Origin of the sequence: Microbacterium sp. LWH12-1.2 (assembly GCF_040675825.1) — a bacterium.
Classification (GTDB): Bacteria; Actinomycetota; Actinomycetes; order Actinomycetales; family Microbacteriaceae; genus Microbacterium.
Map to the genome: position 1 here is coordinate 3,107,531 of NZ_JBEGIJ010000001.1, position 25,862 is coordinate 3,133,392.

Here is a 25,862-nt window from a genome sequence, read left to right on the forward strand (position 1 = left end):
GATCTGCTCTCACGCCACCCTAGGGGAGTGTCTCGTACTGCTTCGCGTGCTCGACCCACCGTGACTCGACGGGAAGGGCGCGCAGTGCCTTGTTGGAGACCGCGAGGACGACGGCTGCGGCGCACAGCGCCGCACACACCAGAAGCGTCATCTCGCGGCCGAGCCAGGTGAGACCGAATCCGGCGATGAGCGGGGCGAGGGGCATCGCCCCCATGCCGAGGATGCCGGCCGCGCTGTTCGCCCGGCCCAGCAGGTGCGTCGGGGTGGCGACCATGAAGTACCCCATCATCGACGCGTTCAAGGCGGGAAGCAGGAACACGGCGGCACCGAGGACGACGGCGATCGTCCACGGCTCTGTGACCATCGAGACCACGGCGGCGCCGGCGGTGATGCCGATGATCCCGAAGACGGCCAGCGTGCCGGCTCCGATGCGCGGAACGAGCATCGGCGCGATCACTGCTCCTACCAGCATCACCGCACCGAACACCGCCGAAAGCGCGCCGATCAGTGCTTCCGAGTGTCCTGCCTGCTGCAGCGCGTAGACGACGGTGGTGGTCGCGGCGTTGAACCCGAGGTTCACGATGGTGATGATGAGCAGCACACCACCGAGGTCCGGGCGCGACATCAGCCACCCGAATCCCTCCCGGATCTCGGCCCACGCGCTGGGTCTGACCGGCGCGGTGTCATCCTTCTCGGCGATCGGGGGCGTGTCGTCGGTGATGGATCCCGCGTCGCTCTCGCGGCGGATCGCGCGCTGCAGCATCCATGCCGTCCCCGCGGCGACGAGGTGGCACAGCGTCATCGCGGCGCCGACCGCCCACCCGCCGATACCGAGCAGCAGACCGCCCAACGGGCCGCCCGCGAGCTGGAGGGCCGCATCCCGACCCTGATTGGCCGCCTGCGCACGCCCCATCGCCGCATCCGGAACGATCTCCTTGATTGCACTCTCGCCGGCGACGTCGAAGAGCCCGCTGCGCGCGGCGAGCAGTACGTCGGCGAGCAGCAGCGTGAAGAAGGTGAGCCCTCCACCGAGCGCGATCACCGTGAAGGCCGCGGCGAGAACGATGCCGATGAGTGATCCGAGCAGCATCAGCGCGATCCGCCGATGCCGGTCGGCGAGCACGCCGCCCGCAAGCGTGGTGAGCAGGCGGGTGACCATGCCGGCGCCGGCGATGATGCCCGCTTGCGCCGGGTCTCCGGTCACGATGAGCGCCAGCAGCGGGATGGCGAAGCCGAACAGGGAGGCCGCTAAACCCTTGCTCGTGTCGCTGATCAGCCAGACGAGGTAGCGCCGGTTACGGGAGAGGCGGTGCAGGGGCGGCGCGATCGTCATGGTTCGAGAGTAGATCCGCAAGAGAAATTGCGCAATGCTTATTGCGCGATTTCCGTTGCGGGTACACTCTCGATATGTCGGAGCAGCGAATCAAGCCGGATCCTGTCTGGATGACGTCGGCCATGATGAAGGCGTACAGTCACCCGCTCCGTCGGCAGATCATCCGGTTGTTCGGCCGCCGCGAGCACCTGCGTGCTGCCGACATCGCCGCCGACCTGTCGGTTCCGGCCAACAGCGTGAGCTTTCACCTGCGCGTCCTGGCCGACGCCGGTCTCATCGCAGAGGCCCCGGAGCACGCCCGCGACCGACGCGACCGGGTGTGGGCGGCGAAGAAGCTCGCGCTCAACGTCGGCGGCCCGGAGAGCCCCGTGCCCGATGAGGAGCTCAGCGGGGTCATGATCCGGGCGCTCGCCGAGGAGCATCACGCGATGATGCAGCGGGTCATCGCCTGGACGCCGGAGTATGTCTCGGGCCGGGACACCGATGTGCACGGCGCGTTCACTCAGCGGACGCTGCGGCTGAGCGTGGCCGAGTTCGACGCCCTGCTCGAGCGGATCAACGAGGCGATGGACGAGGCTGCCGAGTCGCATGACGGCAGCGATCCGGAGGCCCGCTTCTGGGATCTCGACCTGCTTGCGGCCGACGACCGCATCTGACCGCGACCGACGGGCGGCGCGGGAATCCAGACGAGGATGCCGCGACCGCACGAGCGTGCGATCGCGGCATCCGGGCCGGGCTGAGCCTGCGCTCAGGGAATCGCCCTCCGGAAGGCGAGGAACGAGACCCCGGCCATGATCGCGATGGCGACGAGCCCCCACAGCGCGAGGCCGAGGGCACCGAGGTCGAGGATGCCGGTCCAGACATTCCCCCAGAGCTCGAGGCTGGTTGCCAGGTACACCAGGCCGACCATGACCAGTCCGAGGCCCAGCCCGATGATGGTGAGCACCATCGTTCCCCAGCTCTTGTAGATCGTGGCGCAGGTGAATCCGATGATGAAGATGAACAGGGCCAGGGTGAAGTACACGAACCCGGCCGCGAGCGGCCCCGCCTCCCAGACCCAAGGCAGGTGGAAGAACCACCCGTTCACGCCCCACCCGTTCGTCGCCAGCTCGATCAGCCCGCCGACGATGAAGATCGCGCCCAGGATTGCGCTGGTCAGCGCCGCCGTGATGAGGGTCCCGAGATAGAACTCCCGGCGCGTGACGCTCAGCGCCTGCGAGAACGGGAACGTCATCGTCAGCGCTTGGATGCCGACGAACAGGAAGTACCACAGCGGAGCCTGGCTGCCGCCACCGTACTTGGGCTCATCGATCGGGATCATCGCGGAGATGAGGATCGAGATGAGCAGAGAGCCGCCGACGATCATCAGCGGAACCCAGATGTATGTCTGCTTGTTGATGAGCTGCAGACGGATGACCTTCAGAGTGCGAAGCATCAGCGGACCTCCTCGAGGATGTTCGCGCCCGATTCCTTCTGGGTCAGGCGCACGATCAGTTGCTGGAGCGAGACGGGTGCGAGATCGAGACCCTCGGCGTTCAGCGCTGTGCGGTCTTCGGCCGACAGCGTGCCGAGGATGGTGACGGATGCCACCCGGCCGAGCGATTCGCGGTGCAGCACTTCGCGCCCGGTCGTCCAGGCGTCGACCTTCGCGGCCTCGCCGACGATCGTGACGGCGCGGTCGCGCACGGCATCCGTGTCCTCGTCGAGGATGATGCGTCCGTTGTCGATGACGATCACCTTCTCGATGAGGTTGGAGACCTCGTCGATCAGATGCGACGACAGGATGATCGTGCGCGGATGCTCGGAGTAATCCGCCAGCAGGCGATCGTAGAAGATCTGCCGAGCGACCGCGTCGAGGCCGAGGTAGGGCTCGTCGAAGAAGGTGATCTCGGCGCGGGAAGCGAGGCCGATGATCACGCCGACGGCGGAGAGCTGCCCCCGAGAGAGCTTCTTGATCCGCTGCTTCATCGGCAGCTGGAAGTCCTCGATGAGCTGGTCGGCGAGGTCCTGATCCCAGTTCGGGAAGAACAGCGCCGCCGAACGGAGCGCGACCTTGGGAGTCGCATCCTCGGGGTACTTCTGGCTTTCCCTCACGAAGCACAGCCGGCTCAGAACGTGGGTGTTCTCGTACGGGTGCTCGCCGAACACCCGTACCGAACCTTCGCTGGCGAAGTTCTGCGCGGTGAGGATCGACATCAGAGTCGTCTTGCCGGCGCCGTTGCGACCCAGGAGGCCGTAGATGGCGCCGCCCTCGACGGTGAGCGAGACGTTGTCGAGCGCGCGCTTGTTCTTGTAGCGCTTGGTGAGGTTGTGCACCTCGATGACGGTGGTCATGCGGGGTTCTTCCCTTCTGCGTTGGTGATCTGGGCGGCGCGCTCGGTGAGCAGCGCCGCAAGGTCGGAGGCGTCGAGGCCGAGCGTGCGGGCTTCGGCGAGGAGCGGGTCGATGTAGCGGTCGGCGAAGACCTCGCGCCGTTCGCCGAGCAGCAGAGTTCGTGCTCCCTCGGAGACGAACATGCCGATGCCTCGGCGCTTGTAGATCACTCCCTTGTCGGTGAGCACGGCGACTCCCTTCGCTGCGGTTGCGGGGTTGATGCGGTAGAACGCGGCGAGCTCGTTGGTCGAGGGCGCCTGGGCCTCCTCGGCGAGCGAACCCTCGAGGATCGAGTCCTCGATCTGCTCGGCGATCTGGAGGAAGAGGGGTTTGCCTTCTTCGATCACGTGTCCTCCGCGGTTAGTGGGTTAGTTACTCGACTAAGTAACCATAGAACCCGGGAGCGTGTCAACCCGATTCGAGATCGAGTTTTCTCTTGACTCGTCTGTACCGGTACAGTAATGTCTTTCTGTACCGATACAGAAAGGAAGCATCATGGACCACTCGACGATCTCCGCGCTTGTCTCGGCGGAGTACATCGCGGGGACACTCGACCCCCACGATCAGCGGCGACGGGAGGCATTGAGCGCCCGCGATCGCCACTACGCGGCGCAGCGCCGCGCGGTCGCGATACGGCGAGTCCGAGAGGCGCTCGCTCGCGGACTGCGACGTGCCGCCGAGGTCATCGAGCCGCCTCGCCCGAGGTGCGCCGCCGTCGCCTCCGAACGCGCATAGGACTCGGTCGGGCAGAATGATGATGGAGGTGGACGGGATGGCGCGCGTGACGCTGCAGACCATAGCCGAGCATGTCGGTGTGAGCCGGATGACGGTTTCGAATGCGTTCTCGCGCCCGGATCAGCTGTCCGCCGATCTTCGGACCAGGATCATGGATGCCGCGCAGGCGTTGGGCTACTCCGGCCCCGACCCTGCAGCGCGCGCGCTGGCCTCGGGCCGCACGGGAGTCGTCGGCATGGTGCTGACGAACTCGCCTCGCGATGCGTTCACAGACGAAGTCGCGGTCGGGTTCGTCCGCGCAGTGGCGGGATCACTCGCCGATGCGGGCTACTCGCTCGTCCTCCTGCACTCCTCGTCTCACGACGGGGTCGTTCCTGCGCGCGACGTCGCGATGGACGGCGCGATCATCTACTCCTGCACGCCGCGGACCAAGGCCGTCACGGCGTTGACGGCGCGCCGTCTGCCGGTCGTGACGGTCGAAGGTGCGCCGATTCCCGGAATGCCGAGCATCTCGCTCGACAACAGCACAGGCGCCCATGAAGCGGCGCAGCACCTGATCGACCTGGGGCATTCCGATATCGCGCTCGTCGTGCCGACGGTCGATGCGGACGACGAGCCGCCCTCCGAGAGCGTGCTGGCCTCTGCGACATCGACCACCGCCGAGCGTCTGGGCGGCTGGATTCGGGCGCTGACGGAGAGCGGCATCGTGCCGCGCATCGTCGGAACGCCGGGCCTGGCGATCGACGAGATCCTGAAGACGCGGATCGGCCGGATGCTCGACGCTCCGCCGACCGCTGTCCTGGCGTGGTCCGACCTCGCCGCGCTGGAAGTGATCGAGCAGGCCAGAGCCAGAGGCATCCGTGTGCCCGAGGACCTGTCGGTCGTCGGATTCGATGACAGCCCGCTGGCCGCCCGCGTTTCGCCCGCGCTGACAACGGTCCGTCAGGACATCGACGCGAAAGGCGAAGCAGCGGCGGCCGCCCTGCTCGCGATGATGCGGAACGAGTCCACGCCTGGTTCTCAGGTGCTCACGACCGGACTCGTGATCCGGGAGTCCACGCGCTCTCCGTCCGTCGACAGGTAGGTCGTATCGGCGGCGCGTACAGTGGGCTGGTGCCGGAGTTCCCCTACAGTCGCTTGCGCCGCTGGCCCGACGTCGAGGCCGACAATCTGCAGGCATGGGATGCCACCGATGAGTTGCTCGTCAGGAGAGCGCTCGCGCTCGCCGAAGAGCGGGACATCGCCGGCCCTGAGATCGCGGTGATCGGCGACGAGTACGGGGCGATCACCCTGGCGCTGACGGATGCCGGATTCCGAGGCATCCGCGTGCACCAGGATCTGGCCACCGGTCGGCGTGCGCTCGCGCGCAACGCGGAAGAGATGGGCCTCGAAGGTTTCGCCGAACACGAACTCGAGCGCGACCTGCTCCCCGGTGCCCGGCTCGTGCTGCTGCAGCTGCCGAAGGCGCTCGCCGAACTCGAGGAGATCGCAGACGCTGTCGCCCGTTGGGCTGCGTCCGACGTCGTGCTCGTCGCCGGCGGGCGCGTCAAGCACATGACCCTCGCGCAGAACGAGGTGCTCGGTCGCACTTTCGCGCGGGTGCAGGCCGAGCGTGCGGAGCGGAAGTCTCGGCTGATCGTGGCGAGCGAGCCGCGCGAGGTTCCGGCCGAACCGCCGTTCCCGGTGCGTGCGGAGCATGACGGGCTCATCCTCGTTGCGCATGGCGGCGCCTTCGCCGGGGCGCGCCTCGACATCGGCACCCGGGTGCTGCTTGAGGTGCTCGGGCTGGGCGTCCCGCCTTCTCGGTCGTTGAGCGAGGACACTTCGACTCGCATGCGCTCGCTCAGTGCGGGTCTTCGCGACGAGACGAAACGCACCATCCATCCGGCGACGTTTGCATCGGGCGTTTCGTCTCGCTCCGCTCGCTCAACGACCGGGGAAACCGTCATCGACCTCGGCTGCGGCACCGGCGCGCTCGCCGTGGCCTATGCCCTCGCGCACCCCGACGCCCGCGTAGTCGCGACCGACCGCTCTGCCGCGGCCGTTGCGTCGGCGCGCGCGACCGTCGCCGCGAACGGAGTCGCCGATCGCGTCACGGTGACCCACGACGACGCCGGGTCCGACCTCGCAGACGCGAGCGCCGACATCGTGCTGCTCAACCCGCCGTTCCACCTCGGCAACAGCGTCCACACCGGTGCAGCGACCCGCCTGTTCGAGGCATCCGCTCGCCTGCTCCGGCCCGGTGGCGAACTCTGGACGGTCTACAACTCGTCCCTCGGATACAAGGCCGAGCTGACGAGGATCGTCGGCCCGACCGAGCAGGTGCACCGCACTCCGAAGTTCACGGTCACGCGGAGCGTTCACGGCTGAGGAATCCTCTGCTCACGATTCGCGCATGAGCGTCGGGGCGGCTCGGCGCGCGCAGGCGACCTCGTTTCGCACATCCGTCCAATCCCCCGGTCAGCCGACGAAACCCGGCACTCCGTCGATATGCGGATTTGCCCCTGATCGGCCATTTAGTTACGTTGGAATGCGGGCCGGAAGGCCCGAGACCAGTCCGCGGCCGCGTCCTTCCTTCGAAATCTGCACTACGAAGAGGCGCGGGCGTACGGTCGATGTTCTTTGCGGTGGATCCGAAATCCGCCGCCCGCGCCGTCAGTGCAGCATGTCGAGACGGCCACGTGAACGTCACCCGGGCGTGACCGAAGCAGGCGCGCATCACTGCGCGCCGCAGGGGAAACGTGTCCGAAACCGCACTTGAAGCGCGCCATCTGTACAAAGTGTTCGGGAGGAATCCGAACCAAGCCGTCCGTCGGCTGAAATCCGGCGAGAGCCGAACCGACATCGCGGATGCCGGAACCGCAGCCGTCATCGACGCGAGTTTCACCGTGAATCGCGGTGAGATCTTCGTGATCATGGGACTGTCCGGCTCCGGCAAGTCCACCATCATCCGCATGCTCAACGGCCTGCATGAGGCCACCGACGGATCCGTCACCGTGAACGGCGACACCATCACCGGCATCCCGACATCGCGCCTGCGCGAGATCCGTCGCGACCGCATCTCGATGGTCTTCCAGCACTTCGCCCTGCTGCCCCATCGCACCGTGGCAGCCAACGTCGCCTATCCGCTCGAGCTCAAGGGCACGCCCCGAGCCGAGCGGCTCGCCGAGGCCGAGGAGATCCTGACTCTCGTCGGACTCGCCGGCCAGGGCGACAAACTGCCCAGTGAGCTCTCCGGCGGCATGCAGCAGCGCGTCGGCATCGCCCGCGCTCTCGCGGCCGACAGCGACATCCTGCTCATGGACGAGGCGTTCAGCGCTCTCGACCCGCTCATCCGTCGTGAGATGCAGGAGCAGCTGCTCGAACTGCAGCAGAAATTGCAGAAGACGATCGTGTTCATCACGCACGACCTCAACGAGGCGATGTTCCTCGGCGACCGGATCGCCGTGATGCGCGATGGCCGCATCGTGCAGATCGGCACCCCGGAAGACATCCTGACCGACCCGGCGAACGACTACGTCGAGCAGTTCGTGCAGGACGTCGATCGTGCCCGTGTGCTCACCGCCGCGAACGTCATGGAGCGCCCTCGCCCTGTCGTCGCCGCGACCGCAGGCCCGCGTACGGCGCTGCGTCAGATGCGGGACGCCTACATGTCGGCGACGTACGTCGTGGATCGCGACCGTCAGCTGGTCGGCATCGTCACCGATCGGGATGCCGTCAAGCTCGTCCGTAAGGGAGTGACGACGCTCGAATCGATCATCAAGCCTGTTCCGCAGGCGGTGAACGAGGACGAGGTGCTGATGAATCTGTTCGTCCCGTCGGTCGAGTCGCCCGTGCCGCTGGCGGTGACGAACGCCGATGGACGCCTGGTGGGTGTCATTCCTCGCGTCACCCTGCTCGCAGCCCTCGGCCCCGGGCCCGGTGCGACCGGCGAGCTCACGCTCCCGCTCTTCCCGATGCCGCAGGCCGAGATCGACGCCGTGCTCGATGACGGCTGGACTGCTGAGGCGGCGACCGCCTCCGGGGCCCAGGCCGCGAACGAGGGGGCGACGCGATGAACTTCCATCTCCCCATCGGAACGTGGGTCGAATCCGGCGTCGACTGGATCAAGGACAACCTGGACGGCCTGCTCGACGTCATCTCCTTCGTCGTGACCTTCCTCGTCGAGGGCCTCACCTTCCTGCTCCTGCTGCCGTACTTCTACGTCGTCATCGTCGCCGCGGCGCTGATCGCGTGGCTGGTGCGATCGTGGCAGCTCGCCATCGGCACGGTGATCTCCTTCGGACTGATCGTCGCGATGGGCCTCTGGGTTCCGGCGATGCAGACGCTCGCCCTGGTGCTCGTCGCCGCGGTGGTCGCGGTACTCATCGTGATACCGCTCGGCATCTGGTCCGCGCGCAATTCGACGGTGCGCACCGTGCTGAAGCCGATCCTCGACTTCATGCAGACGATGCCCGCCTTCGTGTATCTGATTCCCGCGATCGTGTTCTTCAGTATCGGCGTGGTTCCCGGGCTCGTCGCGACGGTCATCTTCGCGCTGCCTCCTGGCGTCCGCCTCACCGAACTCGGCATCCGCGGAGTGGACTCGGAGACCGTCGAAGCAGGTCAGGCGTTCGGCGCGAAGCCGGGTCAGATCCTGCGGGGCATTCAGCTCCCGCTCGCGATGCCGACGATCCTCGCCGGCGTCAACCAGGTCATCATGCTCGCCCTGTCGATGGCCGTGATCGCCGGCATGGCCGGCGCCGACGGCCTCGGGAAGATGGTCGTCGAGGCGATCTCGACCGTGAACATCGCCAAGGGCGTCGAGGCGGGGCTGGGTGTCGTGCTCATCGCCGTCTTCCTCGATCGCGTCACGGCGGCACTCGGATCGCTGGGCAAGAACCCGGCGTCGCTGCTCGGAATGCTCGCACGGCGTCGCTCGGCGCAGCGCGCGGCCGCGGCATCCGCTCTGCTGGCGGATGCGACCCCGGTGCACGTCGAAGAGAAGGAGCTGCAGAATGCGTAAGAACAGACTCATGAGCATCGCGGCGCTCGGCGCCGTCGCATCCCTCGCTCTCGCCGGCTGCGCGACCGACGGGGCGGGCGGTACCAGCGACCTGACCGGAGGCGGCACCAGTGGTGCGACCGGCGACAAGGGCACGATCACCCTGGGCTATCTGCCGAGCTGGACCGATGGTCTCAGTACGGCCTACCTGATGCAGGATCAGCTCGAGAAGCTCGGCTACGACGTCGAGATGAAGACGCTCACCGAAGCCGGCCCCCTGTACGCGGGGCTGGCGCAGGGCGACGTCGACCTCTACCCTTCGGCGTGGCCAGAGCTCACCCATGCCGAGTACATCGAGAAGTACGGTGACGACATCGAGGATCTCGGCACGTACTACGCCAACGCCAAGCTCACGATCGCGGTTCCGGAGTACTCGGACATCGACTCGATCGATGATCTCGCCGGCCGCGGGGGCGACGTCGGCGGCAAGGTCATCGGGATCGAACCGGGGGCCGGGCTGACGGCGCAGGCAGGCGAGATGCTCTCGGCGTACGGCCTCGACGGCGAGTACACCCTGGTGACGTCGTCGACCGCGGCCATGCTCACCGAGCTGAAGGCGGCGACGGAGAAGCAGGAGGACATCGTCGTCACACTGTGGCGGCCGTTCTGGGCCAACGATGCCTTCCCGGTGAAGGACCTCGAAGACCCGAAGGGCGCGATGGGTGAGGCCGAGGGGCTGCACTTCCTCGGCGCCAAGGGCTTCGCGGCAGAGTTCCCCGAGGCGGCCGAACTGATCGAGCAGATCAAGCTCGACGACGAGCAGTACGGTGCGCTCGAGGATCTCGTGGTCAACGAGTTCGGCGAGGGCAAGGAAGCGGATGCCGTCGACGCCTGGCTCGAAGAGCACGGTGACCAGTTCGACTGGGTCGTCAGCGACTGAGAGCTGCCGCTGGGTGACGCGCGAGGCGCGGTGACTCGCACCGGGCTATGTTGGGTTCTGTTGTAATCGAAAGATCCTGACGGAGGAGCGGATGACCGCAGCTGCACGCCACGATGCGATCCTCCGAGAACTCGAACTCCGTGGCTCGGTGCAGAGTTCGTCGCTGGCGCCACGCCTCGGCGTCACGCCCATGACGCTCTGGCGCGATCTGGTCGTGCTGGAGGAACGAGGTCTGCTGGCGCGCGTGCACGGCGGAGCGATCTCGCTCGCCGTGGCCCAGCAGCAGGCGGCGCATACGCAGGGCTCGGTGGCCAGGGCGCGGCCCGTCGCGACCATCGGCATGATCGTCCCGACGACGAATTACTACTTCCCCGAAGTGATCCGCGGAGCGAGCCAGGCCGCCAGGGAATTGAACTGCCGCCTCGTCGTGGGCGCGACGAACTACTCGCCGGAAGAGGAGTACCGCCAGGCCGAGCGTCTCATCGCCAGCGGCGTCGACGCGCTCATGATCACTCCGCATGATGTGATCGTCGACCGATCGCCGCTGCAGCGGATACTCGAACAGGCCGATGTGCCCGTCGTCATGGTCGAGCGGTCGGTGGATGAACACATCGCGGGCCGGCTCGAGTGGGTGCGCACGGATCACGCGCACGGCGCCGAAGTGGCGGTTCGGCATCTCGCCGAACAGGGGCACACGGGCATCGCGCTCGCGGCGAGACCTTCGGCCACGGTCGCGGGCCTCGACGCGGGATTCCGGCGTGCCATGGGCGAGATCGATCAGGAGTCCGCCGTTGCGCTGCGTCATGACCTGGCGCGACCGCCCTTCGGTGAGAGCGCCGAGATCGCGGAGTTGGACGCTCTTCTCAGCACGTGCGTCGAGCAGGGTGTGACGGCGGCCATCCTCCTCGGTGACTCCGATGCCATGGCGTTCGTGGATCTGGTGCTGGAGCGTGGTCTCCGCGTGCCAGAGGACTTCGCGGTCATCGCGTACGACGACGAGGTCTCGGCGTTCGCGGCTGTGCCGCTGACGGCCGTCGCCCCACCGAAGCACGAACTCGGCCACGCGGCTCTGCGACTCTGCGTCGACCGTCTGAAGCAGGTTGCCGGCACGCCGCACACGATCGTGCGCATGGCCTTGCTTCCCTCGCTCGTGGTCAGGGAATCCACTGTCCGCGCCATCTGAATGTTAGGTTTTGTTAGAAAGTTAGCAATCGTCTAGGTTAATCTCCGCGGGTGTCGAATGATCGAAGGGCACGGTCAACGATTCAAAGGAGAACCCGCCGATGTCCCTGCGTCGCACCCTTACCGCCACTGGCGCCCTTGTGGTCGCCTCCGCCCTGCTTGCCGGCTGCGCCGGCAGCGCCACCCCGGTCGAGCCCGAGAAGACCGAGAGCGCTCCTCCCGCCACCGGTGAGGTGACCTTCTGGTCCTCGCTGAGCGGCATGGCCGATGTCGCCGCCGCGTTCAACGCGAGTCAGGATGACATCACGGTCAACTTCGAGGAGATCCCCAACGGCGCCAACGGAGGTTACACCAAGCTCTCCGCCGCCATCGAGTCCGGCAGCGGCCCCGACGTCGTCGGCATCGAGTACGACCGCCTCCCCGGCTTCGTCGCGGCAGAGCAGCTGAAGCCGGTCGACGAGCTCGTCTCGTCTGACATCCTCGGCGAGTACGACGAGCAGGTCCGCTCGCTCGTCTCCTTCGGCGACGCGGCCTACGCGCTGCCGTACGACGCGCCGCCCATGGTCATCTGGTATCGCCAGGACGTCCTCGAAGCCGCCGGTGTCGAGGTCCCCACCACCTGGGACGAGTTCGAGGATGCTGCACGCGCCGTCAAGGCCGTGAACCCGAACGCCTACCTCACCAGCTTCTTCACCAACGAGCCGCAGCTGGCTCCGATGTCGTGGCAGGCCGGTGCCGAATGGTTCGGCGTCGACAGCGATCACTGGAACGTCGCGATCGACGACAAGAAGTCGAACAAGGTCGCCGAGTACTGGCAGCGCCTCATCGACGAGGGCCTCGTCAAGAAGCAGCTCGGATTCAGCGACGAGTGGACCGCTGACCTCAACAGCGGCGTGGTCAACGCGTGGGTCGGCGGCTCCTGGAGCGCCTCCGGTCTGAAGACCCGCACCGAGGCGGCCGGCCAGGCCGGAAAGTGGATCGCAGCGGCCCCTCCCACCTGGGACGGCAAGCCCAGCGGCGCGCTGAGCGGCGGCACCGGCTTCGCCATCCCCGCCGACTCCGACAACGAGGCAGCCGCAGCGGTGTTCCTCACGTGGCTCACCACCTCCAAGGATGCGGTCGAGGCGCGTGGCGCCGTCGGCACCGCGTACCTCGCGTACCCGGGCTTGAACGAGACCGCAGCAGCAGTCGCCCCGACCGACTACTACGCGAACGACATCTACGAGGTGTTCGACGAGGCCTCCGCGAACCTGGGCTCGTGGGCCTGGGGTCCGAAGTACGACCTCACCAGCACCGCGCTCAAGGACTCCGTCACGAGCGCCGCCACCCTGAGTGACGCGCTGGCCGCGACGCAGACCAGCACCGTGGACGGGCTCGAGAAGCTCGGCCTCGACATCACGGAGTAACCGGATCGATCGTGGGGTGGGCCTCTTGACGCACCCACCCCACGATCCCGATCGAAGGGCATCGACGATGACCAGCCAGATCCGTGCGCCGCGGCGCACAATGCGAAAGACGATCCCGGGCACGGGAGGGCGCACCGCCTCGATCTTCCTGATTCCGTTCTTCGCCCTGTTCGCCCTGACGATGATCGCCCCGGTGATCTACGCGATCGGGATGAGCCTGTTCGCCGAGAAGCGCAGCGGCCTCGGCTTCGGCGGCGCCACCGTCGAGTTCGTCGGTATCGGGAACTACCTCGACGTCCTCGCCGACCGCACCTTCACGGATGGCTTCGGCCGGCTCGCGATCTACTGCATCCTCTACGTTCCCTCGCTGCTCGCCGTCGCCCTCGTGCTCGCCCTGCTGCTCGACGCGACCGTCGCCTACGCCAAGCGGGCCTTCCAGCTGCTCCTGTTCCTCCCGCACGCCGTACCCGGCGTGATCGCCGCCCTCATCTGGGCCTACCTGTACACGCCGGGCGTGAGCCCGATCGTGAAGGCACTGGAATCCGGCGGCATCGCCCTCGATTTCCTCTCGGTGCAGCTGGTCCTCCCCTCGATGGTCAACATCGCGGTGTGGGAGTGGGCCGGCTATAACGTGATCATCCTGTTCACCGCCCTGCAGGCGGTTCCCCGCGAAGTGCTCGAGGCCGCGAAGGTCGACGGCGCCGGCGAGATCCGCACCGCGCTCTCGATCAAGACCCCTCTCGTCTGGCCGGCCATCGGCGTCGCCCTGCTGTTCACCGTCATCGGCTCGCTGCAACTGTTCACCGAGCCGAAGATCCTGTCGTCCGCGACGACCGCCGTCACCAGTACCTGGGTGCCCAACATGTGGGCCTACGACGCGGCGTTCAACCGGAACGACCTGCCCCAGGCGGCGGCGGCATCCATCTTGCTCGCCCTGCTCGCCGGCGTCCTGTCCTGGGTCGTCACCCGATTCACCTCGAAGGAGCCGACGCGATGACAACCGTGACCGACCGTCCGAAGACGCGTGCCGCGGCATCCGCGAACACAGCGCGGAGTCCGCGCCGATCGCGCAGTTCTCGGCACCTGCCCTCCGTCTTCGGAGTCAACGCGCTCCTGATCATCGGCTCCGCCTACATGGTGCTGCCGCTGCTGTGGCTCGTCTTCGCGTCGACCAAGAACGCGGGTGAGCTCTATTCGGGCGATGCCTTCGCCTTCGGCAGCGACTTCGTCGTCAACATCCAGCGGCTGCTCGTCCAGGACGACGGCATCTTCCTGCGGTGGCTCGGCAACAGCATCCTCTACGCCGGCGGAGGCGCGATCATCGGCGGCTTCATCTCCCTGATGGCCGGCTATGCCTTCGACAAATTCGAGTTCCGCGGCAAGGGCGGACTGTACTCCGCCGTGCTCATCGGCGTGCTCATCCCGAACACGGCGACCGTCATCCCGCTGTACCTCCTCGCGGCGTCCGTCGGACTGACCAACACGATCTGGGCGGTGCTGATCCCGACGCTGTGCAACCCGTTCAGCGTGTACCTCGCCCGGGTGTTCTCCTCCGGATACCTCCCCGCGGAGACGCTCGAGGCCGCCCGGGTCGACGGTGCGGGGCCGATACGCAGCTTCCTCCAGGTCGGGATGCCGATGCTGATGCCCGGATTCGTCACGATCGCCCTCTTCCAGTTCGTCGGCATCTGGAACAACTTCATGCTGCCGCTGATCATGCTGCAGAACCGCGATCTGTTCCCGTCGAGCGTCGGCATCGCCCTGTGGCAGAGCCAGGTGCAGCAGAACCCCGAGTTCTCCACCCTCGTCATCGCCGGATCATTCATCTCGGTGCTCCCCCTCATCCTCGCCTTCGTGATGCTGCAGCGCTTCTGGCGCTCCGGCCTGTCCGCAGGGAGCGTCAAGTGAGCCGTCGTCCCCGCATCGCATTCGCGATGGGAGCATCCGTCCGTCAGCGCGTGTTCCCCCCGCATCGCATCGTCGATTTCGAGCAGGTCGCCGACATCGCCGGGTACCTCACGGAGTTCGGGTCGGATGCCGCGCGCGACGTGCTGTCGGACGTCGAGGTGCTCGTCACCGGGTGGGGCGCACCTCGCGTCGACGCCGATGTCCTGGCTGCCGCCCCGAAGCTGGAGGCGATCCTGCACGCGGCCGGGTCGGTGAAGGGCTATCTCGGGCCGGAGGTCATCGATCGCGGCATCGCCGTGAGCAGTGCCGCCGCGGTGAACGCCGTGCCCGTTGCGGAATACACCGTCGCGATGATCGTCCTGGCCGGCAAGCGGGTGCTGCCGATCGCGGCGCGCTACCAGGCCGAGCAGCAGGAGTTCGATGTGGAGGCCGCGTTCCCCGGCATGGGGAACTACGGCCTGCGGATCGGGATCGTCGGTGCGTCGAAGATCGGCCGCATCGTCATCGAGATGCTCCACGGCTACGCCTACGAGGTGGTCGTCTACGATCCCTACCTCTCCGCCGCCGAGGCAGGAGAACTGGGCGTCTCGTCCGTCTCGCTCGATGAGCTCCTCTCCACCAGCGACGTCGTCTCGATCCACGCGCCGTCCCTGCCGTCGACGCTGAACCTCGTCGACGCGCGGGGCATCGGCCTGATGCGCCGAGGCTCGACGCTGGTGAACACCGCGCGCGGCGAGCTCCTCGACCAGGATGCGCTCACCCGCCGGGTCCTCGCCGGAGAGCTGTTCGCGATCCTCGACGTCACTGTTCCGTGGGTCCTGGATCCGGAGCATCCGCTCTACCACTCCGACAACGCCCTGCTGACTCCGCACATCGCGGGGTCGCTGGGGCGAGAACTGGGCAGACTCTCGGGCGCTGTGCTCGACGAGCTCCGCCGCCTCGCCGCCGGAGAGCCGCTCGAATACGAAGTCGAAGCGGGTCTCCTCTCCATCACGGCCTGAAGGCCGGAAGAACCGTAATCATCCCCGTTCAATGAAGACCGAAGGAGTTCACATGTCCCCCTCACAGAACGTCTCCCGCCGCACCGCGCTGCAGCTCGGGCTGTCCGGCATCCTCGCCGCAGGTATGACGGCGGCCACCGTCTCACCGGCGTTCGCGGCCGCGCCGCGCCCTGCCGGGCCGAAGCGTCCCGCTGGCCGCAAGACCACGCGTATCACCGACATCGGTCCCGGCATGATGCAGTATTCGCTGATGAGCGGCGTGCTGCTCGACGGCGTCTGCTATATCGGCTCGCGCAACCTCGAGCCGGTCAGCATCCTGGCACTCGATGTCGCATCAGGCAAGGTCCTGCACACCACGAACCTCACCAGCGGGCACAGCATCCAGGCGCTGGCGCTGGACCGCGAACGCCGGATCCTCTACGCCGGTGTCCTGCAGAAAGCGGCGGGAACTCCGAACCTGTACCGCTGGGATCTGAACCAGCCTCAGAACCCGGCGGTCGCCCTCGGTGAGCTCGGCGATCGCGACGTGCGCGACCTCGCCGTGGCGCCAGACGGCGTCCTTTTCGCCGCCGGCGGAACGTCCGGCGCGGGCATCGCCCCGAAACTCTGGCAGTACGACCCCGCCACCGAGCAGATCACGGACCTGGGTGTCCCCGACCCGTCGGCGACACTGGCACGTGCCGTCGCGGCCACCGACACCACCGTCTACTACGGCGCGGGAACGACATTCGGGGGCGGATCAGGATCGAGCCGCGCCACGCTGTACGCGTACGACCGCGCGACGCGCGTGTACTCGGACATCACCCCGGCCGAGATGAAGGCCGACCCGAGCATCCGCGAATTGATGATCGATGGCGACCGATTGCTCGCCTCCACGGCGGGAGGGGCCGAACCGACCAAGGTTGCGGCGATAAGCCTCGCCGACCCCTCGACGTACCTGCTGGCGACCTCCATCGGAAAGACCGCGAAGAACTTCGCAGTGCTGGGGGACGACGTCTTCTTCGCCAATGAGACCCGCTTGATCCGCTGGACTCCCACCAGCGGCGCACTCGGCCTCTTCGACGTCGGGGTCGACCTCGGTGAGATGTGGGGCCTCGACCCGCTCGACGGTGAGCTTCTTGCCGTGTCGGGATACGGCTACGTCGCCACTGTGCGAGGCGACGGCACGGTATCGAGGACGATCGATCTCGGCGAGGCCGGTGCACCGGTCAGCCCACAGACCTGCATGGGCATCGCGGTGGGTGCCGGCTATGCATATGTCGGCGGAAACGGCGGTGTTGCGCGGCACGACCTCCGTGGTGGAGGCGTGATCAACCTGCGCTCACCGGGGGAGGCGAAAGATGCCGAAGTGCTCGGCGGTGTCCTCTACACGGGGCAGTACAGCTCGCAGGGCATCTGGCGGTACGACCCGGCATCGGGGCAGCCGATGCAGCAGGCGATGGAGGCGCCGACGGCGCAGAACCGCCCGCTCGACACCCGCTGGGACGACGTGAACGAACTGCTCCTGGTCGCTGCGCAGTCGGACACCGAGGGCGGCGGATCGATCTGGACGTTCGACCCGGTGACGGGGACGAGCACCTCCGTGATCAATCCGATCGACGACATCCAGATGGTCCGTGCGGTGACGACGTCGGGTGGCATCGCGTACCTCGGCGGCGACAACGCGCAGAAGACCGGTCCTCGCGGCACGGTCGTGGCGTGGGATCCGGTGGCGGGCCGTGAACTCTGGCGCATCGAGACCGGGTTGCCGAACGGGATCGCCGCGCTGGAGAGTCACGGGCGCTACGTCTTCGCGCTCACGATCAAGGGTGGGCTCGTCGTGATCGACGGGCCACGCCAGAAGATCGTGCACACCGCCGACCACGGCGCGCTGGTCAAGGGCTTCGCGGCGCTCAAGGCGGCACGCGGAGTGATCTATGGCGTGTCCGACTCGACCCTGTTCCGGATCGACCCGAAGACGTTCGCGGTGACAGTCGTCGTGGCGGACATCAACGGCGGCTGGTACAGCGGCCCGCACCTCAACGTCGACGAGGAGGGTGTCATCTACACGCTCCGCGGCCGCACGCTCGTCAAGGTCGAGGACTGGCCGCAGTCCTGATCTAGCGGCCGAGGCCTGCGGCGGTGTCTTCAGACGGTCGCCGCAGGTACGTGGAGGGCGGCGATCAGTCCGCCGCCCTCCCGAGCGGTCAGGTGCACCTCGCCGCCGTGGGTCGTCGCGATGCTCTGCACGATGGCGAGGCCGAGGCCGGTGCCGTCCGGCCCCGCGGAGGTGCGGCTCGCATCACCGCGGTAGAACGGCTCGGTGAGCAGCGACAGCGTCGATGCGGCGATGGGCGCTCCGGTGTTCTCCACCTCGATCACTGCGTGGTCGCCGTCACGGCGGCACCGCACCCACAATTCGCCGTCGGGCACGTTGTGACGTACGCCGTTCTCGAGAAGATTGCGCACGGCTCGCGCCAGCAGCACGCCGTCGCCCTCGACCGATATCGGTGCGATGTCCGTGTGCACGACCACGTCCTGCCGGGCGAGCTCGTCGACCTCGGCCTCGATCACCTCGCCGAGTTCGACGGTCTCGGTGCTCTCCAGACCTGTCCGTGAACGGGCGAGTGTGAGGAGTGCGGTGATGAGGCGCTCGCTCTGTTCGGTGGCGCGGAGCGCGCGGCGCATGTTGGGTTCGAGCTCGGCGGGCACGCTGCCCTGCTCCAGGGGGATCTCCAGGGCGGTGCGCGTCGTGGTGAGGGGCGTGCGCAGCTCGTGCGAGGCGTTCGCGACGAATCGGTCCTGTGCGGTGAAGGCCGTCTGCAGTCGGTCGAGCATGCCGTCGATCGTGTCGCCGAGTTCTTTGATCTCGTCGTCCGGTCCTGGCAGGTCGAGGCGACGGCCCAGATCGCGCTCGGAGATGTCGCGCGCGGTGGCGGTGACCTCTCCGATGCGATCGAGCGAACGCTGGGCGAGCCAGAACGCGATGGCGGCGGCGACCCCGGTGAAGGCCACGAGCGTCACGATCGACCACAGCAGCAGTCCGCCGCCGACCTCGTCGGCGAGGAACGTCGACTGCTGCAGCACCGCGCCGCCGACCGTGTCGATCTGCGCGCCCTCGAGGGGAGCCGCCGTCTCCGCTGCGATCGACACCGTGTCGAAGTAGGTGCAGCCGGTCGCGGTCGTGCCGTCGATCGTCGCCGAGGCATCCGGGATCGCTGTGTTCTCGACGAGACCGTTCATGTCGGTGAACCCCGGGGTGCCGGAGATCGAGGTCGCCGGTACGCAGCTCTGGGCGGTGAACGTGATCGCCGAGGCGAACAACCCCTGCACGACCAGGTACTGCACGGCGAGCAGAGCGGCTCCGGCCGCGATGAACACCCCGGTGATGATGATCACCAGCCGCGTGCGAAAACTCATGCGTCTCATGTCGTCCCCATCCGATAGCCGTGGCCGGCGGCGGATTGGATCACCGCTGGTGCCCCGAGTTTGCGGCGCAGCGTGTGCACCACGATCTTGACCACGCCGCGGGTGCGCTCCAGCGGCTCGTCCCACACGTCGTCGAGCAGGTCATCCGAGCTCACGTAGCCGCCCTCGGCCGCGAGCAGCGCCTCCAGCACACCGAACTCCTTGAGGGTGAGCCTCATCGGCACACCGTCTCGCTCGACGACGCGTCTCATCACATCGAGACGTACTCCGGCGAATTCGAGGACCGCGTTCGGCCTGGCCGAGTTGCTGCGGCGGCTGAGTGCTCGGATCCGGGCGAGCAGCTCCACATAGGCGAACGGCTTGGCGAGGTAGTCATCCGCACCGAGATCGAGCCCCTCGACCCGGTCATTGAGCGTGCCGGCGGCGGTGAGCATCAGGATGCGCGCCGGATACTGCTGCGCGACCAGCGTGCGGCACACCGCATCGCCGTTCAGCACCGGCAGATCGCGGTCGAGCACGATCACGTCGATGTCGGACGACGCGGCCGCGCTCAACGCGCTCGATCCGTCGCGTGCGACATCCACGAGGTACCCCTCGCGGCGCAGGCCATCGGCCAGCGTGTCGGCCAGATCGGCCTCATCCTCCACCAGCAGCAGCCGCATGGCACCTCCCTCATCCGAGGGTGCATGCGCCGCGGTTAGTTTCCGGTTAGGCGGGCTCATACCGCTAGCAAACCACCGCCTCCATAGAACTGACTGCAGGGTTGCGGACGAGCTGCGACCGCGAGAGAGGGAATGACATGTTCACCGTGAAAGCACGCCGCTCGCTAGCAGCGATCCCCGTCATCCTGACGGTCGTCGCACTCGCCGCCTGCGCGGCACCGGCAGCAGACAAGAAGGACGACGCGGCCAACGACGCCGCTGCCGCCCGATTCGTGACCTGCCTGACCGGCGAAGGTCAGACGGCGAAGATCATCGAAGGCGGTCAGGTCGGCATGCTCATGCCGGACGCCCCGGAAGACAGTCCCCTGGGAACTGTGGATGGCGGTTCCATGGCGTTCGGCGAAGGGGGCGGCGAAGACATGGGCATGACCATGATCTCGACGGACGACGACGGCACGTGGATGGCTTCGACCACCGCCAACGGCTACCCCGAGGAGGGCGGTCAGCGCGAGGCATGGGCGACCTGCGAGGAGAAGGTCCCCGAGTTCGAACAGCCCGAACCCGACATGTCGGGTGCGGAGGCGACGGAGGCGCTCAAGTTCGATGCGGAGGCCATGATCAAGGCGAGTCTGGCGTTCGCCGGCTGTGCACGCGAGAACGGCTTCGCCGACTTCGCCGATCCCGACGCCGAGGGAACGCTTCAGCTGCCCGCAGGGATCACCGAAGACGAAGCCCGCGCTCTGCTCACGGCCTGCGAGGACGAGCTGGGGGAGATGCCGCCGTTCATCGATCAGAAGAGCATCGAATCGCTCGACTTCGACTGGTTCGCGGTGATCGGCGAGTTCTTCGAAGGCGGCTTCATGCAGGCGACCGTGATCCCCGAGGGTGAGAAATGAGTCGCCGAGCAGCCTGGATCCTCTCCCCGATCGCACTCGTGCTGGTGGCGGCGGGAATAGCGCTCGCCGTATTGCAGCCGTGGCAATCGGCCGCCGAGGCCGCGGACAAGGGTGATGACGGCCCCGTCACGGCGCTCGCCGAGCTCACCACTCTCACCTCCGACCTGCGTCTCAACGGCAGCCTCAGCTACGGCGCATCCATTCCTCTCCCCGGTCGTGGCGGAACGATCACGAGGCTGCCGAAGGCCGGGGATGTCATCGGCGTCGGCCAAGCGGTCTACGAAGTCGACGGCAGGCCGGTGATCGCCGTTCGGGGTGAGCGGCCCTTCTGGCGCGACCTGGGTGCCGAGGTGGAGGACGGCCCCGATGTCCGCCAGCTGGAGCAGGCCCTCGCCGACCTCGGATTCGGCACCGATCTCACCGTCGACGACGAGTTCACGAAGGTCACGACAGCGTCGATCAAAGCGTGGCAGAAGTCGCTCGGCGTTCCTCAGACCGGGGTCGTCGCGCTGGGTGACATCGTGGCCATCACGGCCGCGTCGGTGCGCGTCGAAGCGGTCAAGGCGAAGCTGGGGGATCCGGCGAGTTCGAGCCCTCTCACCTACACGAGCACCGGTCTTCGCGTGATCGCCAAGCTCACCGATGCGCAGGCACGAGAGATCCTGCCCGGTACTCCGGTGACGGTCATCCTCCCGGACGGCACAGAGGTGCCGTCGACGATCACCGTCGTCGACCCCGGTGGTCAGCCGACCGAGAAGGAGGGCGAGACCACCCCGCCGACGGCAACCGTCGACTTCACCGACCCGGCGGCGGGGCAGGGGATCGGTCTGCGCGCGGTGAAGGTCGTGTTCGCGACCTCGGAGGTGAAGGATGCCCTCGTCGTTCCGGTCACCGCTCTCGTGGCGACCACAGACGGCGGCTACGCCGTGGACGTGCTGCGCAAGAAGTGGAAGGTCGAGCGCGTGGCCGTGGAGGTCGGCCTCATCGCCGACTCCCGGGTGCAGATCGTCGGTGGAGACCTCGCCGAAGGCGATGCCGTGGTGGTGGCGCAGTGATGCCGGGCACCACCGTGTCGACTCCGGCGGGGTCGGGCACAGTGATGTCGGAGGCAGCGCTCGCGGACATCGTGATCCCCGCCGGCCTCGAGTCGGACAGGGTCGACACCGACACCGTGGTGGAGCTCATCGACGTGGTCAAGGAGTACCCGGGCAGCCCGCCGCTTCGCGTGCTGCACGATGTGAGCCTGGCCATCGGGAGCGGCGAGCTGGTCTCGGTGGTCGGGGCATCGGGATCGGGAAAGAGCACCATGCTCTCGATCATGGGCACCCTCGACGATCCCACCAGCGGCACGGTGCTGATCGACGGGACCGATGTCGCCGCCCTCGGCGAACGGGAGCGGGCCGCCTTGCGCGCTCGCCGGATCGGTTTCGTGTTCCAGCAGTTCTTCCTGCTGCCGGCGCTCAGCGCGCTGGAGAACGTCGCCCTCGGTCTGCTGTACTCGGGCGTGCCCGCCGCAGAGCGGCTCTCGCGGGCCGCCCTCGCTCTCGAGCGGGTGGGTCTCGGCGCTCGCATGAAGCACCGCCCTGGGCAGCTGTCCGGCGGTGAGCAGCAACGCGTGGCGATCGCCAGAGCGGTGGTCGGAGAACCGTCGGTGCTGTTCGCCGATGAACCGACGGGAGCTCTCGACTCGAGCACCGGGGAACGCATCCTCGAGCTGCTCACCTCCATCTCGGACTCGGGCACGGCTGTCGTGATCATCACTCACGACTCTCATATCGCGTCGCGCACGCAGCGTCAGCTGAACATCCACGACGGACGACTGGTGAGCGACACGGCGCTGGTCGATCTGGCGGGGAGCGGACGATGAGGCGCAGAGGTGATCGGATGCCGCGACTGAGCGTCGCCGACAGCATCCGCACGGCCCTGATCGGCCCGCGCAGCCGCAAGATGCGGACGGCGCTCTCGGCGCTCGGAGTCGCGGTCGGGATCGCCGCGCTCACCGCGATCACGGGCATCGCAGCATCCAACCAGGCCGAACTGCTCGCCGAACTCGACTCGCTCGGAGCCAACATGCTCGTCGTCGAGCCGGGCTATGGGCCGGACAACAAGCCGGTCCCGTTGCCGGACACCTCTCCGGGAATGATCGGCCGCGTCGACGGTGTGGAAGAGGTCGGGGTGCTCGAGAAGGTGCCGGAGGGCACCGGCGTCTACCGCAACGACCTCATCCCGGAAAGCCAGGGAAACGGATTGACCGCGTACGCAGCCAGCCCGGACTTCCTGTCTTCGGTCGAGGGTTCCGTGGCGCAGGGCTCCTGGTTCGACGAGGCCAACCGCTCGCTGCCGGTGACAGTGCTCGGAGCATCCGCCGCGGCGCGCATGGGCGTCACGGCGCCGGGGGTGCGGGTCTGGATCGGCGAGCAGTGGTACACCGTCATCGGCATCCTCGATGCTGCCGGGCTCGCGGAGAGCATCGACGCGAGCGCGTTCCTCGGCGATCGCTGGGCAGCCGAGCACGTATCCGGCAAGGATGACGACACCATCGCGTCCATCTATGTGCGCATGGCCGACGGCAAGACCAGCGAGGCCGTGCGGGAAGCGGTCGCCCGTGCCGCCAACCCCTCCTCTGAATACGTTCAGGTGAGTGGGCTCGGTGACCTCGCCGGTGCGCGCGAGACGGCGAACGATTCGCTCTCAGGACTCGCGGTCGGCCTCGCGGCGATCGCACTGCTCGTCGGCGGCATCGGCATCGCGAACACCATGGTGGTGGCAGTGCTGGAGCGCCGAGGTGAGATCGGACTCCGGCGTGCGCTGGGTGCGCGATCGGGCCAGATCGCCGGACAGTTCGTGGCGGAGGCGATCGTGCTGGGGGGCCTCGGCGGCCTCGCCGGGGTCCTGCTGGGAGGTATCGGGGTCTTCGTCTATGCGGCGATCCAGTCGCAGGTCGCGACGATTCCGGTCGCCGTGCTGGTCGGCGGACCGATCGTCGCGCTCGCGGTCGGTGTGATCGCCGGGCTGTACCCGGCAGTCAGTGCGGCACGGCTGTCGCCGACGGCTGCGCTGCGCACCGTGTGACGGGCGCGACGAAACGCTCCGCCGGAGGGGGAACACCGGGCGGAGCGTTTCGTCGTGCCCGACGACAGGTGGTGGATGCCGAGGGTCAGCTGCGCAGATACGCCAGCACGGCGAGCACCCGGCGATGCCCGCTGTCGCTGGAGGCGAGGCCGAGCTTCGCGAAGATGTTGCCGATGTGCTTGCTCACCGCGGTCTCGGTGACGAAGAGGCGCCCGGCGATCGTGGTGTTGTCGAGGCCTTCGGCCATGAGGTCGAGCACTTCGCGTTCACGCGGGGTGAGGCTCTGCACCGGGTCGTCGGCGCGGCGCCGGCTCATCAGCTGAGAGATCACCTCCGGGTCCATCACGGTGCCGCCGGCGGCCACCCGGCGCAGCGCATCCACGAACGACGCCACCTTGCCGACGCGTTCCTTGAGCAGGTAGCCGAGCCCGTCGGCCCCGGCCGCGAGCAGCTCCCCGGCGTACCGGTCCTCGACATACGCAGAGAGCACCAGCACGGGGAACCCGGGGCGACGGGATCGTGCCTCGGCAGCAGCCTTCAGGCCCTCGCTGGTGAACGTCGGCGGCATCCGCACGTCGAGCACCGCGGCATCCGCGTCGTCGAGGTGGGTGAGGAAGTCGATCCCGTTGTCGACGGTGGCGATGACATCGAAACCTTCGCTGCGCAGCAGGAGAGCGAGCCCCTCGCGCAGCAGGGTGTCGTCTTCGGCGATCACGATCCGCACAGCAGCTCCGCTCTCATCTGAGTCGGGCCGCCGGCCGGACTCGTCACTGTCAGGGTGCCCTCGAAGGCCTCGACGCGCCGTCGAATGCCGGCGATCCCCCCACCGGGGCGCTCGGTGGCACCGCCGCCCCCGTCGTCTTCGACGTCGATCAGCAGACGGTCGTCGTCGCGCGAGACCCGCACCACCACGTGGGCGGCCTCACTGTACTTGTTCACATTGGTGAGCGCTTCGGCGACGACGAAGTAGCTCGCCGACTCGACCGCGGCCGGTACCCGACGCACATCATCGATCTCGAGGGTGCACGGAACGACGCTCCGCCCGGCCAATGACGCCAATGCGCCTTCGAGCCCCAGTTCGTCGAGGATCGGGGGGTAGATGTCGTGCACGGTGCGGCGCAGCCCGGCCAGCGCGTCGGTCGCGGCATCCTGCGCTCGTCGGAGCGGAGCGAGGGCGTCGCCCGCGCCGGTCTCGAGTGCGCGCTCCGCGAGGCCCAGCATCATCACCACGCTGACCAGCCGGTTCTGTGCGCCGTCGTGCAGGTCGCGTTCGATGCGACGCAGTTCTGACGCGTGCGCGTCGAGAGCCGCGGCGCGGCTGAGGGTCAGCGCATCCACTCGTTCAGCGAGGAGCGTCTTCGGGGGAGCGGCGAGCAGGCGTGCCGAGATCCACGACAGCAGCCGGGCCACTGCGGGGATCAACCACCATGAGACGAGCGCATACGCGATCGCGATGAGCGGCATGGTCGCAGCGAGTTCCCACGAGGTGATCGGATACGGTGCCGTGAGTGGGTCATCGGCGGGGGCGGACTGCCAGTAGAACGGAACAGCGAGCGAGCTGATGACGCCCAGCGGGATCATGGCGACCGGCAGCGAGACGAACATCACAGGGAGTGCGTGCACTGTGAGCCAGAGCGCATCGCGCCCCGAAGAACGCGAGAACGCATACCTCAGCCGCTGATCAAGGTTCGACCCCGGTGGAAGGGAGGCGTTCGATCCGAGGATCGTCTCTCCCCGATACCGGCCGATGCGGCGCCTGGCAACGTCACTCCATCGCTGCAGTGCCTTCACGGCCTCCGGCATCAACAGCACCCCGCCCGTGATGAGCATGAGCGGCAGCAGCACGAGACCCACGCAGAACAGGATGACGGAGACGACGGACGTCCCCGCCTCGACGGCGACGAATCGCCAGTCGCGCAGCCAGCGCCGCATCCGTTCACCCATCTTGCAAGTCTGCCGCAG

Annotated in this window: 25 protein-coding genes; 17 read left to right on the forward strand and 8 right to left on the reverse strand. The window is 67.6% G+C overall.

Annotated features, from left to right (window positions below):
• Window positions 1-19 precede the first annotated feature (19 nt).
• A complete protein-coding gene (locus MRBLWH12_RS14825; RefSeq protein ID WP_363550259.1) occupies window positions 20-1,333 on the reverse strand; it encodes an MFS transporter in 1,314 nt (437 codons plus the stop codon).
• A gap of 74 nt (window positions 1,334-1,407) precedes the next feature.
• On the opposite strand from MRBLWH12_RS14825, the gene MRBLWH12_RS14830 reads away from it, so the two are divergent.
• Window positions 1,408-1,989, forward strand: coding sequence for a winged helix-turn-helix domain-containing protein (locus MRBLWH12_RS14830; RefSeq protein ID WP_363550261.1), 582 nt, complete (start codon window positions 1,408-1,410; stop codon window positions 1,987-1,989).
• A 92-nt stretch (window positions 1,990-2,081) separates the two neighbouring features.
• Here the strand turns inward: MRBLWH12_RS14830 and MRBLWH12_RS14835 are convergent, their stop codons facing one another.
• From MRBLWH12_RS14835 to MRBLWH12_RS14845, 3 genes are read right to left on the reverse strand one after another with little or no spacing between them, the layout of a single operon-like run.
• On the reverse strand, window positions 2,082-2,768 hold the full coding sequence (locus MRBLWH12_RS14835) for a hypothetical protein (protein WP_341976539.1): 687 nt from the start codon (window positions 2,766-2,768) through the stop codon (window positions 2,082-2,084).
• Complete coding sequence (locus tag MRBLWH12_RS14840; RefSeq protein ID WP_363550264.1) at window positions 2,768-3,667, reverse strand: ABC transporter ATP-binding protein; 900 nt, start codon at window positions 3,665-3,667, stop codon at window positions 2,768-2,770. The genes MRBLWH12_RS14835 and MRBLWH12_RS14840 overlap by 1 nt, the downstream gene beginning before the upstream one ends.
• Entirely contained in the window at window positions 3,664-4,053 is a 390-nt protein-coding gene (locus MRBLWH12_RS14845; RefSeq protein WP_341976537.1) for a GntR family transcriptional regulator, read from the reverse strand. The genes MRBLWH12_RS14840 and MRBLWH12_RS14845 overlap by 4 nt, the downstream gene beginning before the upstream one ends.
• 148 nt (window positions 4,054-4,201) lie before the next feature.
• Between MRBLWH12_RS14845 and MRBLWH12_RS14850 the strand changes: the two genes are divergently transcribed.
• The 12 genes from MRBLWH12_RS14850 to MRBLWH12_RS14905 all read left to right on the forward strand — a co-directional run bounded on the left by MRBLWH12_RS14850 (window position 4,202) and on the right by MRBLWH12_RS14905 (window position 17,960).
• The gene (locus tag MRBLWH12_RS14850) at window positions 4,202-4,441 is read left to right on the forward strand and encodes a hypothetical protein (RefSeq protein WP_341976536.1); all 240 of its coding nucleotides are present in this window, start codon (window positions 4,202-4,204) and stop codon (window positions 4,439-4,441) included.
• 37 nt (window positions 4,442-4,478) lie between these two features.
• A complete protein-coding gene (locus MRBLWH12_RS14855; RefSeq protein ID WP_363550268.1) occupies window positions 4,479-5,525 on the forward strand; it encodes a LacI family DNA-binding transcriptional regulator in 1,047 nt (348 codons plus the stop codon).
• Window positions 5,526-5,554: 29 nt separating this feature from the next.
• Window positions 5,555-6,811, forward strand: coding sequence for a methyltransferase (locus MRBLWH12_RS14860; protein ID WP_363550271.1), 1,257 nt, complete (start codon window positions 5,555-5,557; stop codon window positions 6,809-6,811).
• A 371-nt stretch (window positions 6,812-7,182) separates the two neighbouring features.
• Window positions 7,183-8,499 (forward strand): quaternary amine ABC transporter ATP-binding protein, encoded by a 1,317-nt coding sequence (locus tag MRBLWH12_RS14865; RefSeq protein ID WP_363550273.1) that lies wholly within the window; start codon window positions 7,183-7,185, stop codon window positions 8,497-8,499.
• Entirely contained in the window at window positions 8,496-9,446 is a 951-nt protein-coding gene (locus MRBLWH12_RS14870; protein WP_363550275.1) for an ABC transporter permease, read from the forward strand. Before MRBLWH12_RS14865 ends, MRBLWH12_RS14870 begins: the two co-directional genes overlap by 4 nt.
• A complete protein-coding gene (locus tag MRBLWH12_RS14875; RefSeq protein ID WP_363550278.1) occupies window positions 9,439-10,365 on the forward strand; it encodes a glycine betaine ABC transporter substrate-binding protein in 927 nt (308 codons plus the stop codon). Before MRBLWH12_RS14870 ends, MRBLWH12_RS14875 begins: the two co-directional genes overlap by 8 nt.
• A gap of 91 nt (window positions 10,366-10,456) precedes the next feature.
• The gene (locus tag MRBLWH12_RS14880; protein ID WP_341976522.1) at window positions 10,457-11,548 is read left to right on the forward strand and encodes a substrate-binding domain-containing protein; all 1,092 of its coding nucleotides are present in this window, start codon (window positions 10,457-10,459) and stop codon (window positions 11,546-11,548) included.
• A 100-nt stretch (window positions 11,549-11,648) separates the two neighbouring features.
• Window positions 11,649-12,953, forward strand: a complete 1,305-nt coding sequence (locus tag MRBLWH12_RS14885; RefSeq protein ID WP_363550282.1) for an ABC transporter substrate-binding protein — start codon at window positions 11,649-11,651, stop codon at window positions 12,951-12,953.
• Window positions 12,954-13,020: 67 nt separating this feature from the next.
• Entirely contained in the window at window positions 13,021-13,950 is a 930-nt protein-coding gene (locus MRBLWH12_RS14890) for a carbohydrate ABC transporter permease (RefSeq protein WP_341976519.1), read from the forward strand.
• Window positions 13,947-14,861, forward strand: coding sequence for a carbohydrate ABC transporter permease (locus MRBLWH12_RS14895; protein ID WP_363550286.1), 915 nt, complete (start codon window positions 13,947-13,949; stop codon window positions 14,859-14,861). Before MRBLWH12_RS14890 ends, MRBLWH12_RS14895 begins: the two co-directional genes overlap by 4 nt.
• Complete coding sequence (locus MRBLWH12_RS14900; RefSeq protein WP_363550288.1) at window positions 14,858-15,862, forward strand: hydroxyacid dehydrogenase; 1,005 nt, start codon at window positions 14,858-14,860, stop codon at window positions 15,860-15,862. The genes MRBLWH12_RS14895 and MRBLWH12_RS14900 overlap by 4 nt, the downstream gene beginning before the upstream one ends.
• Before the next feature lie 52 nt (window positions 15,863-15,914).
• Window positions 15,915-17,960 carry a PQQ-binding-like beta-propeller repeat protein gene (locus MRBLWH12_RS14905; RefSeq protein WP_363550290.1) on the forward strand — a complete coding sequence of 682 codons (2,046 nt, stop codon included), beginning with the start codon at window positions 15,915-15,917 and terminating at the stop codon, window positions 17,958-17,960.
• Window positions 17,961-17,989: 29 nt separating this feature from the next.
• Here the strand turns inward: MRBLWH12_RS14905 and MRBLWH12_RS14910 are convergent, their stop codons facing one another.
• The gene (locus tag MRBLWH12_RS14910; protein WP_363550293.1) at window positions 17,990-19,261 is read right to left on the reverse strand and encodes a sensor histidine kinase; all 1,272 of its coding nucleotides are present in this window, start codon (window positions 19,259-19,261) and stop codon (window positions 17,990-17,992) included.
• Between the two features lie 5 nt (window positions 19,262-19,266).
• Window positions 19,267-19,932 carry a response regulator transcription factor gene (locus MRBLWH12_RS14915; protein WP_341976514.1) on the reverse strand — a complete coding sequence of 222 codons (666 nt, stop codon included), beginning with the start codon at window positions 19,930-19,932 and terminating at the stop codon, window positions 19,267-19,269.
• A 137-nt stretch (window positions 19,933-20,069) separates the two neighbouring features.
• Here MRBLWH12_RS14915 and MRBLWH12_RS14920 point away from each other — a divergent pair, with 137 nt between their 5' ends.
• Genes MRBLWH12_RS14920 through MRBLWH12_RS14935 form a run of 4 tightly spaced genes read left to right on the forward strand, consistent with a single transcriptional unit; the run spans window position 20,070 to window position 23,900 of the window.
• Entirely contained in the window at window positions 20,070-20,828 is a 759-nt protein-coding gene (locus MRBLWH12_RS14920) for a hypothetical protein (RefSeq protein ID WP_363550296.1), read from the forward strand.
• Window positions 20,825-21,883, forward strand: coding sequence for a peptidoglycan-binding protein (locus MRBLWH12_RS14925; RefSeq protein ID WP_363550298.1), 1,059 nt, complete (start codon window positions 20,825-20,827; stop codon window positions 21,881-21,883). The genes MRBLWH12_RS14920 and MRBLWH12_RS14925 overlap by 4 nt, the downstream gene beginning before the upstream one ends.
• Complete coding sequence (locus MRBLWH12_RS14930) at window positions 21,883-22,695, forward strand: ABC transporter ATP-binding protein (RefSeq protein ID WP_363550301.1); 813 nt, start codon at window positions 21,883-21,885, stop codon at window positions 22,693-22,695. The genes MRBLWH12_RS14925 and MRBLWH12_RS14930 overlap by 1 nt, the downstream gene beginning before the upstream one ends.
• Window positions 22,696-22,712: 17 nt before the next feature.
• The gene (locus MRBLWH12_RS14935; protein ID WP_363550304.1) at window positions 22,713-23,900 is read left to right on the forward strand and encodes an ABC transporter permease; all 1,188 of its coding nucleotides are present in this window, start codon (window positions 22,713-22,715) and stop codon (window positions 23,898-23,900) included.
• Between the two features lie 85 nt (window positions 23,901-23,985).
• On the opposite strand, the gene MRBLWH12_RS14940 is transcribed toward MRBLWH12_RS14935, so the two are convergent.
• Both MRBLWH12_RS14940 and MRBLWH12_RS14945 read right to left on the reverse strand, forming a co-directional pair.
• Window positions 23,986-24,624 (reverse strand): response regulator transcription factor, encoded by a 639-nt coding sequence (locus MRBLWH12_RS14940; protein WP_341976508.1) that lies wholly within the window; start codon window positions 24,622-24,624, stop codon window positions 23,986-23,988.
• Window positions 24,612-25,844, reverse strand: coding sequence for a sensor histidine kinase (locus MRBLWH12_RS14945; RefSeq protein ID WP_363550307.1), 1,233 nt, complete (start codon window positions 25,842-25,844; stop codon window positions 24,612-24,614). Before MRBLWH12_RS14945 ends, MRBLWH12_RS14940 begins: the two co-directional genes overlap by 13 nt.
• Between the last annotated feature and the right edge of the window lie 18 nt (window positions 25,845-25,862).

Excerpts from the sequence above, each read along its gene's own strand:
- MRBLWH12_RS14825 (WP_363550259.1), bottom strand. The coding sequence starts at position 1,333 with ATGACGATCGCGCCGCCCCTGCACCGCCTCTCCCGTAACCGGCGCTAC.
- MRBLWH12_RS14830 (WP_363550261.1), top strand. The coding sequence starts at position 1,408 with ATGTCGGAGCAGCGAATCAAGCCGGATCCTGTCTGGATGACGTCGGCC.
- MRBLWH12_RS14835 (WP_341976539.1), bottom strand. The coding sequence starts at position 2,768 with ATGCTTCGCACTCTGAAGGTCATCCGTCTGCAGCTCATCAACAAGCAG.
- MRBLWH12_RS14840 (WP_363550264.1), bottom strand. The coding sequence starts at position 3,667 with ATGACCACCGTCATCGAGGTGCACAACCTCACCAAGCGCTACAAGAAC.
- MRBLWH12_RS14850 (WP_341976536.1), top strand. The coding sequence starts at position 4,202 with ATGGACCACTCGACGATCTCCGCGCTTGTCTCGGCGGAGTACATCGCG.
- MRBLWH12_RS14855 (WP_363550268.1), top strand. The coding sequence starts at position 4,479 with ATGGCGCGCGTGACGCTGCAGACCATAGCCGAGCATGTCGGTGTGAGC.
- MRBLWH12_RS14870 (WP_363550275.1), top strand. The coding sequence starts at position 8,496 with ATGAACTTCCATCTCCCCATCGGAACGTGGGTCGAATCCGGCGTCGAC.
- MRBLWH12_RS14875 (WP_363550278.1), top strand. The coding sequence starts at position 9,439 with ATGCGTAAGAACAGACTCATGAGCATCGCGGCGCTCGGCGCCGTCGCA.
- MRBLWH12_RS14880 (WP_341976522.1), top strand. The coding sequence starts at position 10,457 with ATGACCGCAGCTGCACGCCACGATGCGATCCTCCGAGAACTCGAACTC.
- MRBLWH12_RS14885 (WP_363550282.1), top strand. The coding sequence starts at position 11,649 with ATGTCCCTGCGTCGCACCCTTACCGCCACTGGCGCCCTTGTGGTCGCC.
- MRBLWH12_RS14890 (WP_341976519.1), top strand. The coding sequence starts at position 13,021 with ATGACCAGCCAGATCCGTGCGCCGCGGCGCACAATGCGAAAGACGATC.
- MRBLWH12_RS14895 (WP_363550286.1), top strand. The coding sequence starts at position 13,947 with ATGACAACCGTGACCGACCGTCCGAAGACGCGTGCCGCGGCATCCGCG.
- MRBLWH12_RS14905 (WP_363550290.1), top strand. The coding sequence starts at position 15,915 with ATGTCCCCCTCACAGAACGTCTCCCGCCGCACCGCGCTGCAGCTCGGG.
- MRBLWH12_RS14910 (WP_363550293.1), bottom strand. The coding sequence starts at position 19,261 with ATGAGTTTTCGCACGCGGCTGGTGATCATCATCACCGGGGTGTTCATC.
- MRBLWH12_RS14915 (WP_341976514.1), bottom strand. The coding sequence starts at position 19,932 with ATGCGGCTGCTGCTGGTGGAGGATGAGGCCGATCTGGCCGACACGCTG.
- MRBLWH12_RS14920 (WP_363550296.1), top strand. The coding sequence starts at position 20,070 with ATGTTCACCGTGAAAGCACGCCGCTCGCTAGCAGCGATCCCCGTCATC.
- MRBLWH12_RS14925 (WP_363550298.1), top strand. The coding sequence starts at position 20,825 with ATGAGTCGCCGAGCAGCCTGGATCCTCTCCCCGATCGCACTCGTGCTG.
- MRBLWH12_RS14930 (WP_363550301.1), top strand. The coding sequence starts at position 21,883 with ATGCCGGGCACCACCGTGTCGACTCCGGCGGGGTCGGGCACAGTGATG.
- MRBLWH12_RS14935 (WP_363550304.1), top strand. The coding sequence starts at position 22,713 with ATGCCGCGACTGAGCGTCGCCGACAGCATCCGCACGGCCCTGATCGGC.
- MRBLWH12_RS14945 (WP_363550307.1), bottom strand. The coding sequence starts at position 25,844 with ATGGGTGAACGGATGCGGCGCTGGCTGCGCGACTGGCGATTCGTCGCC.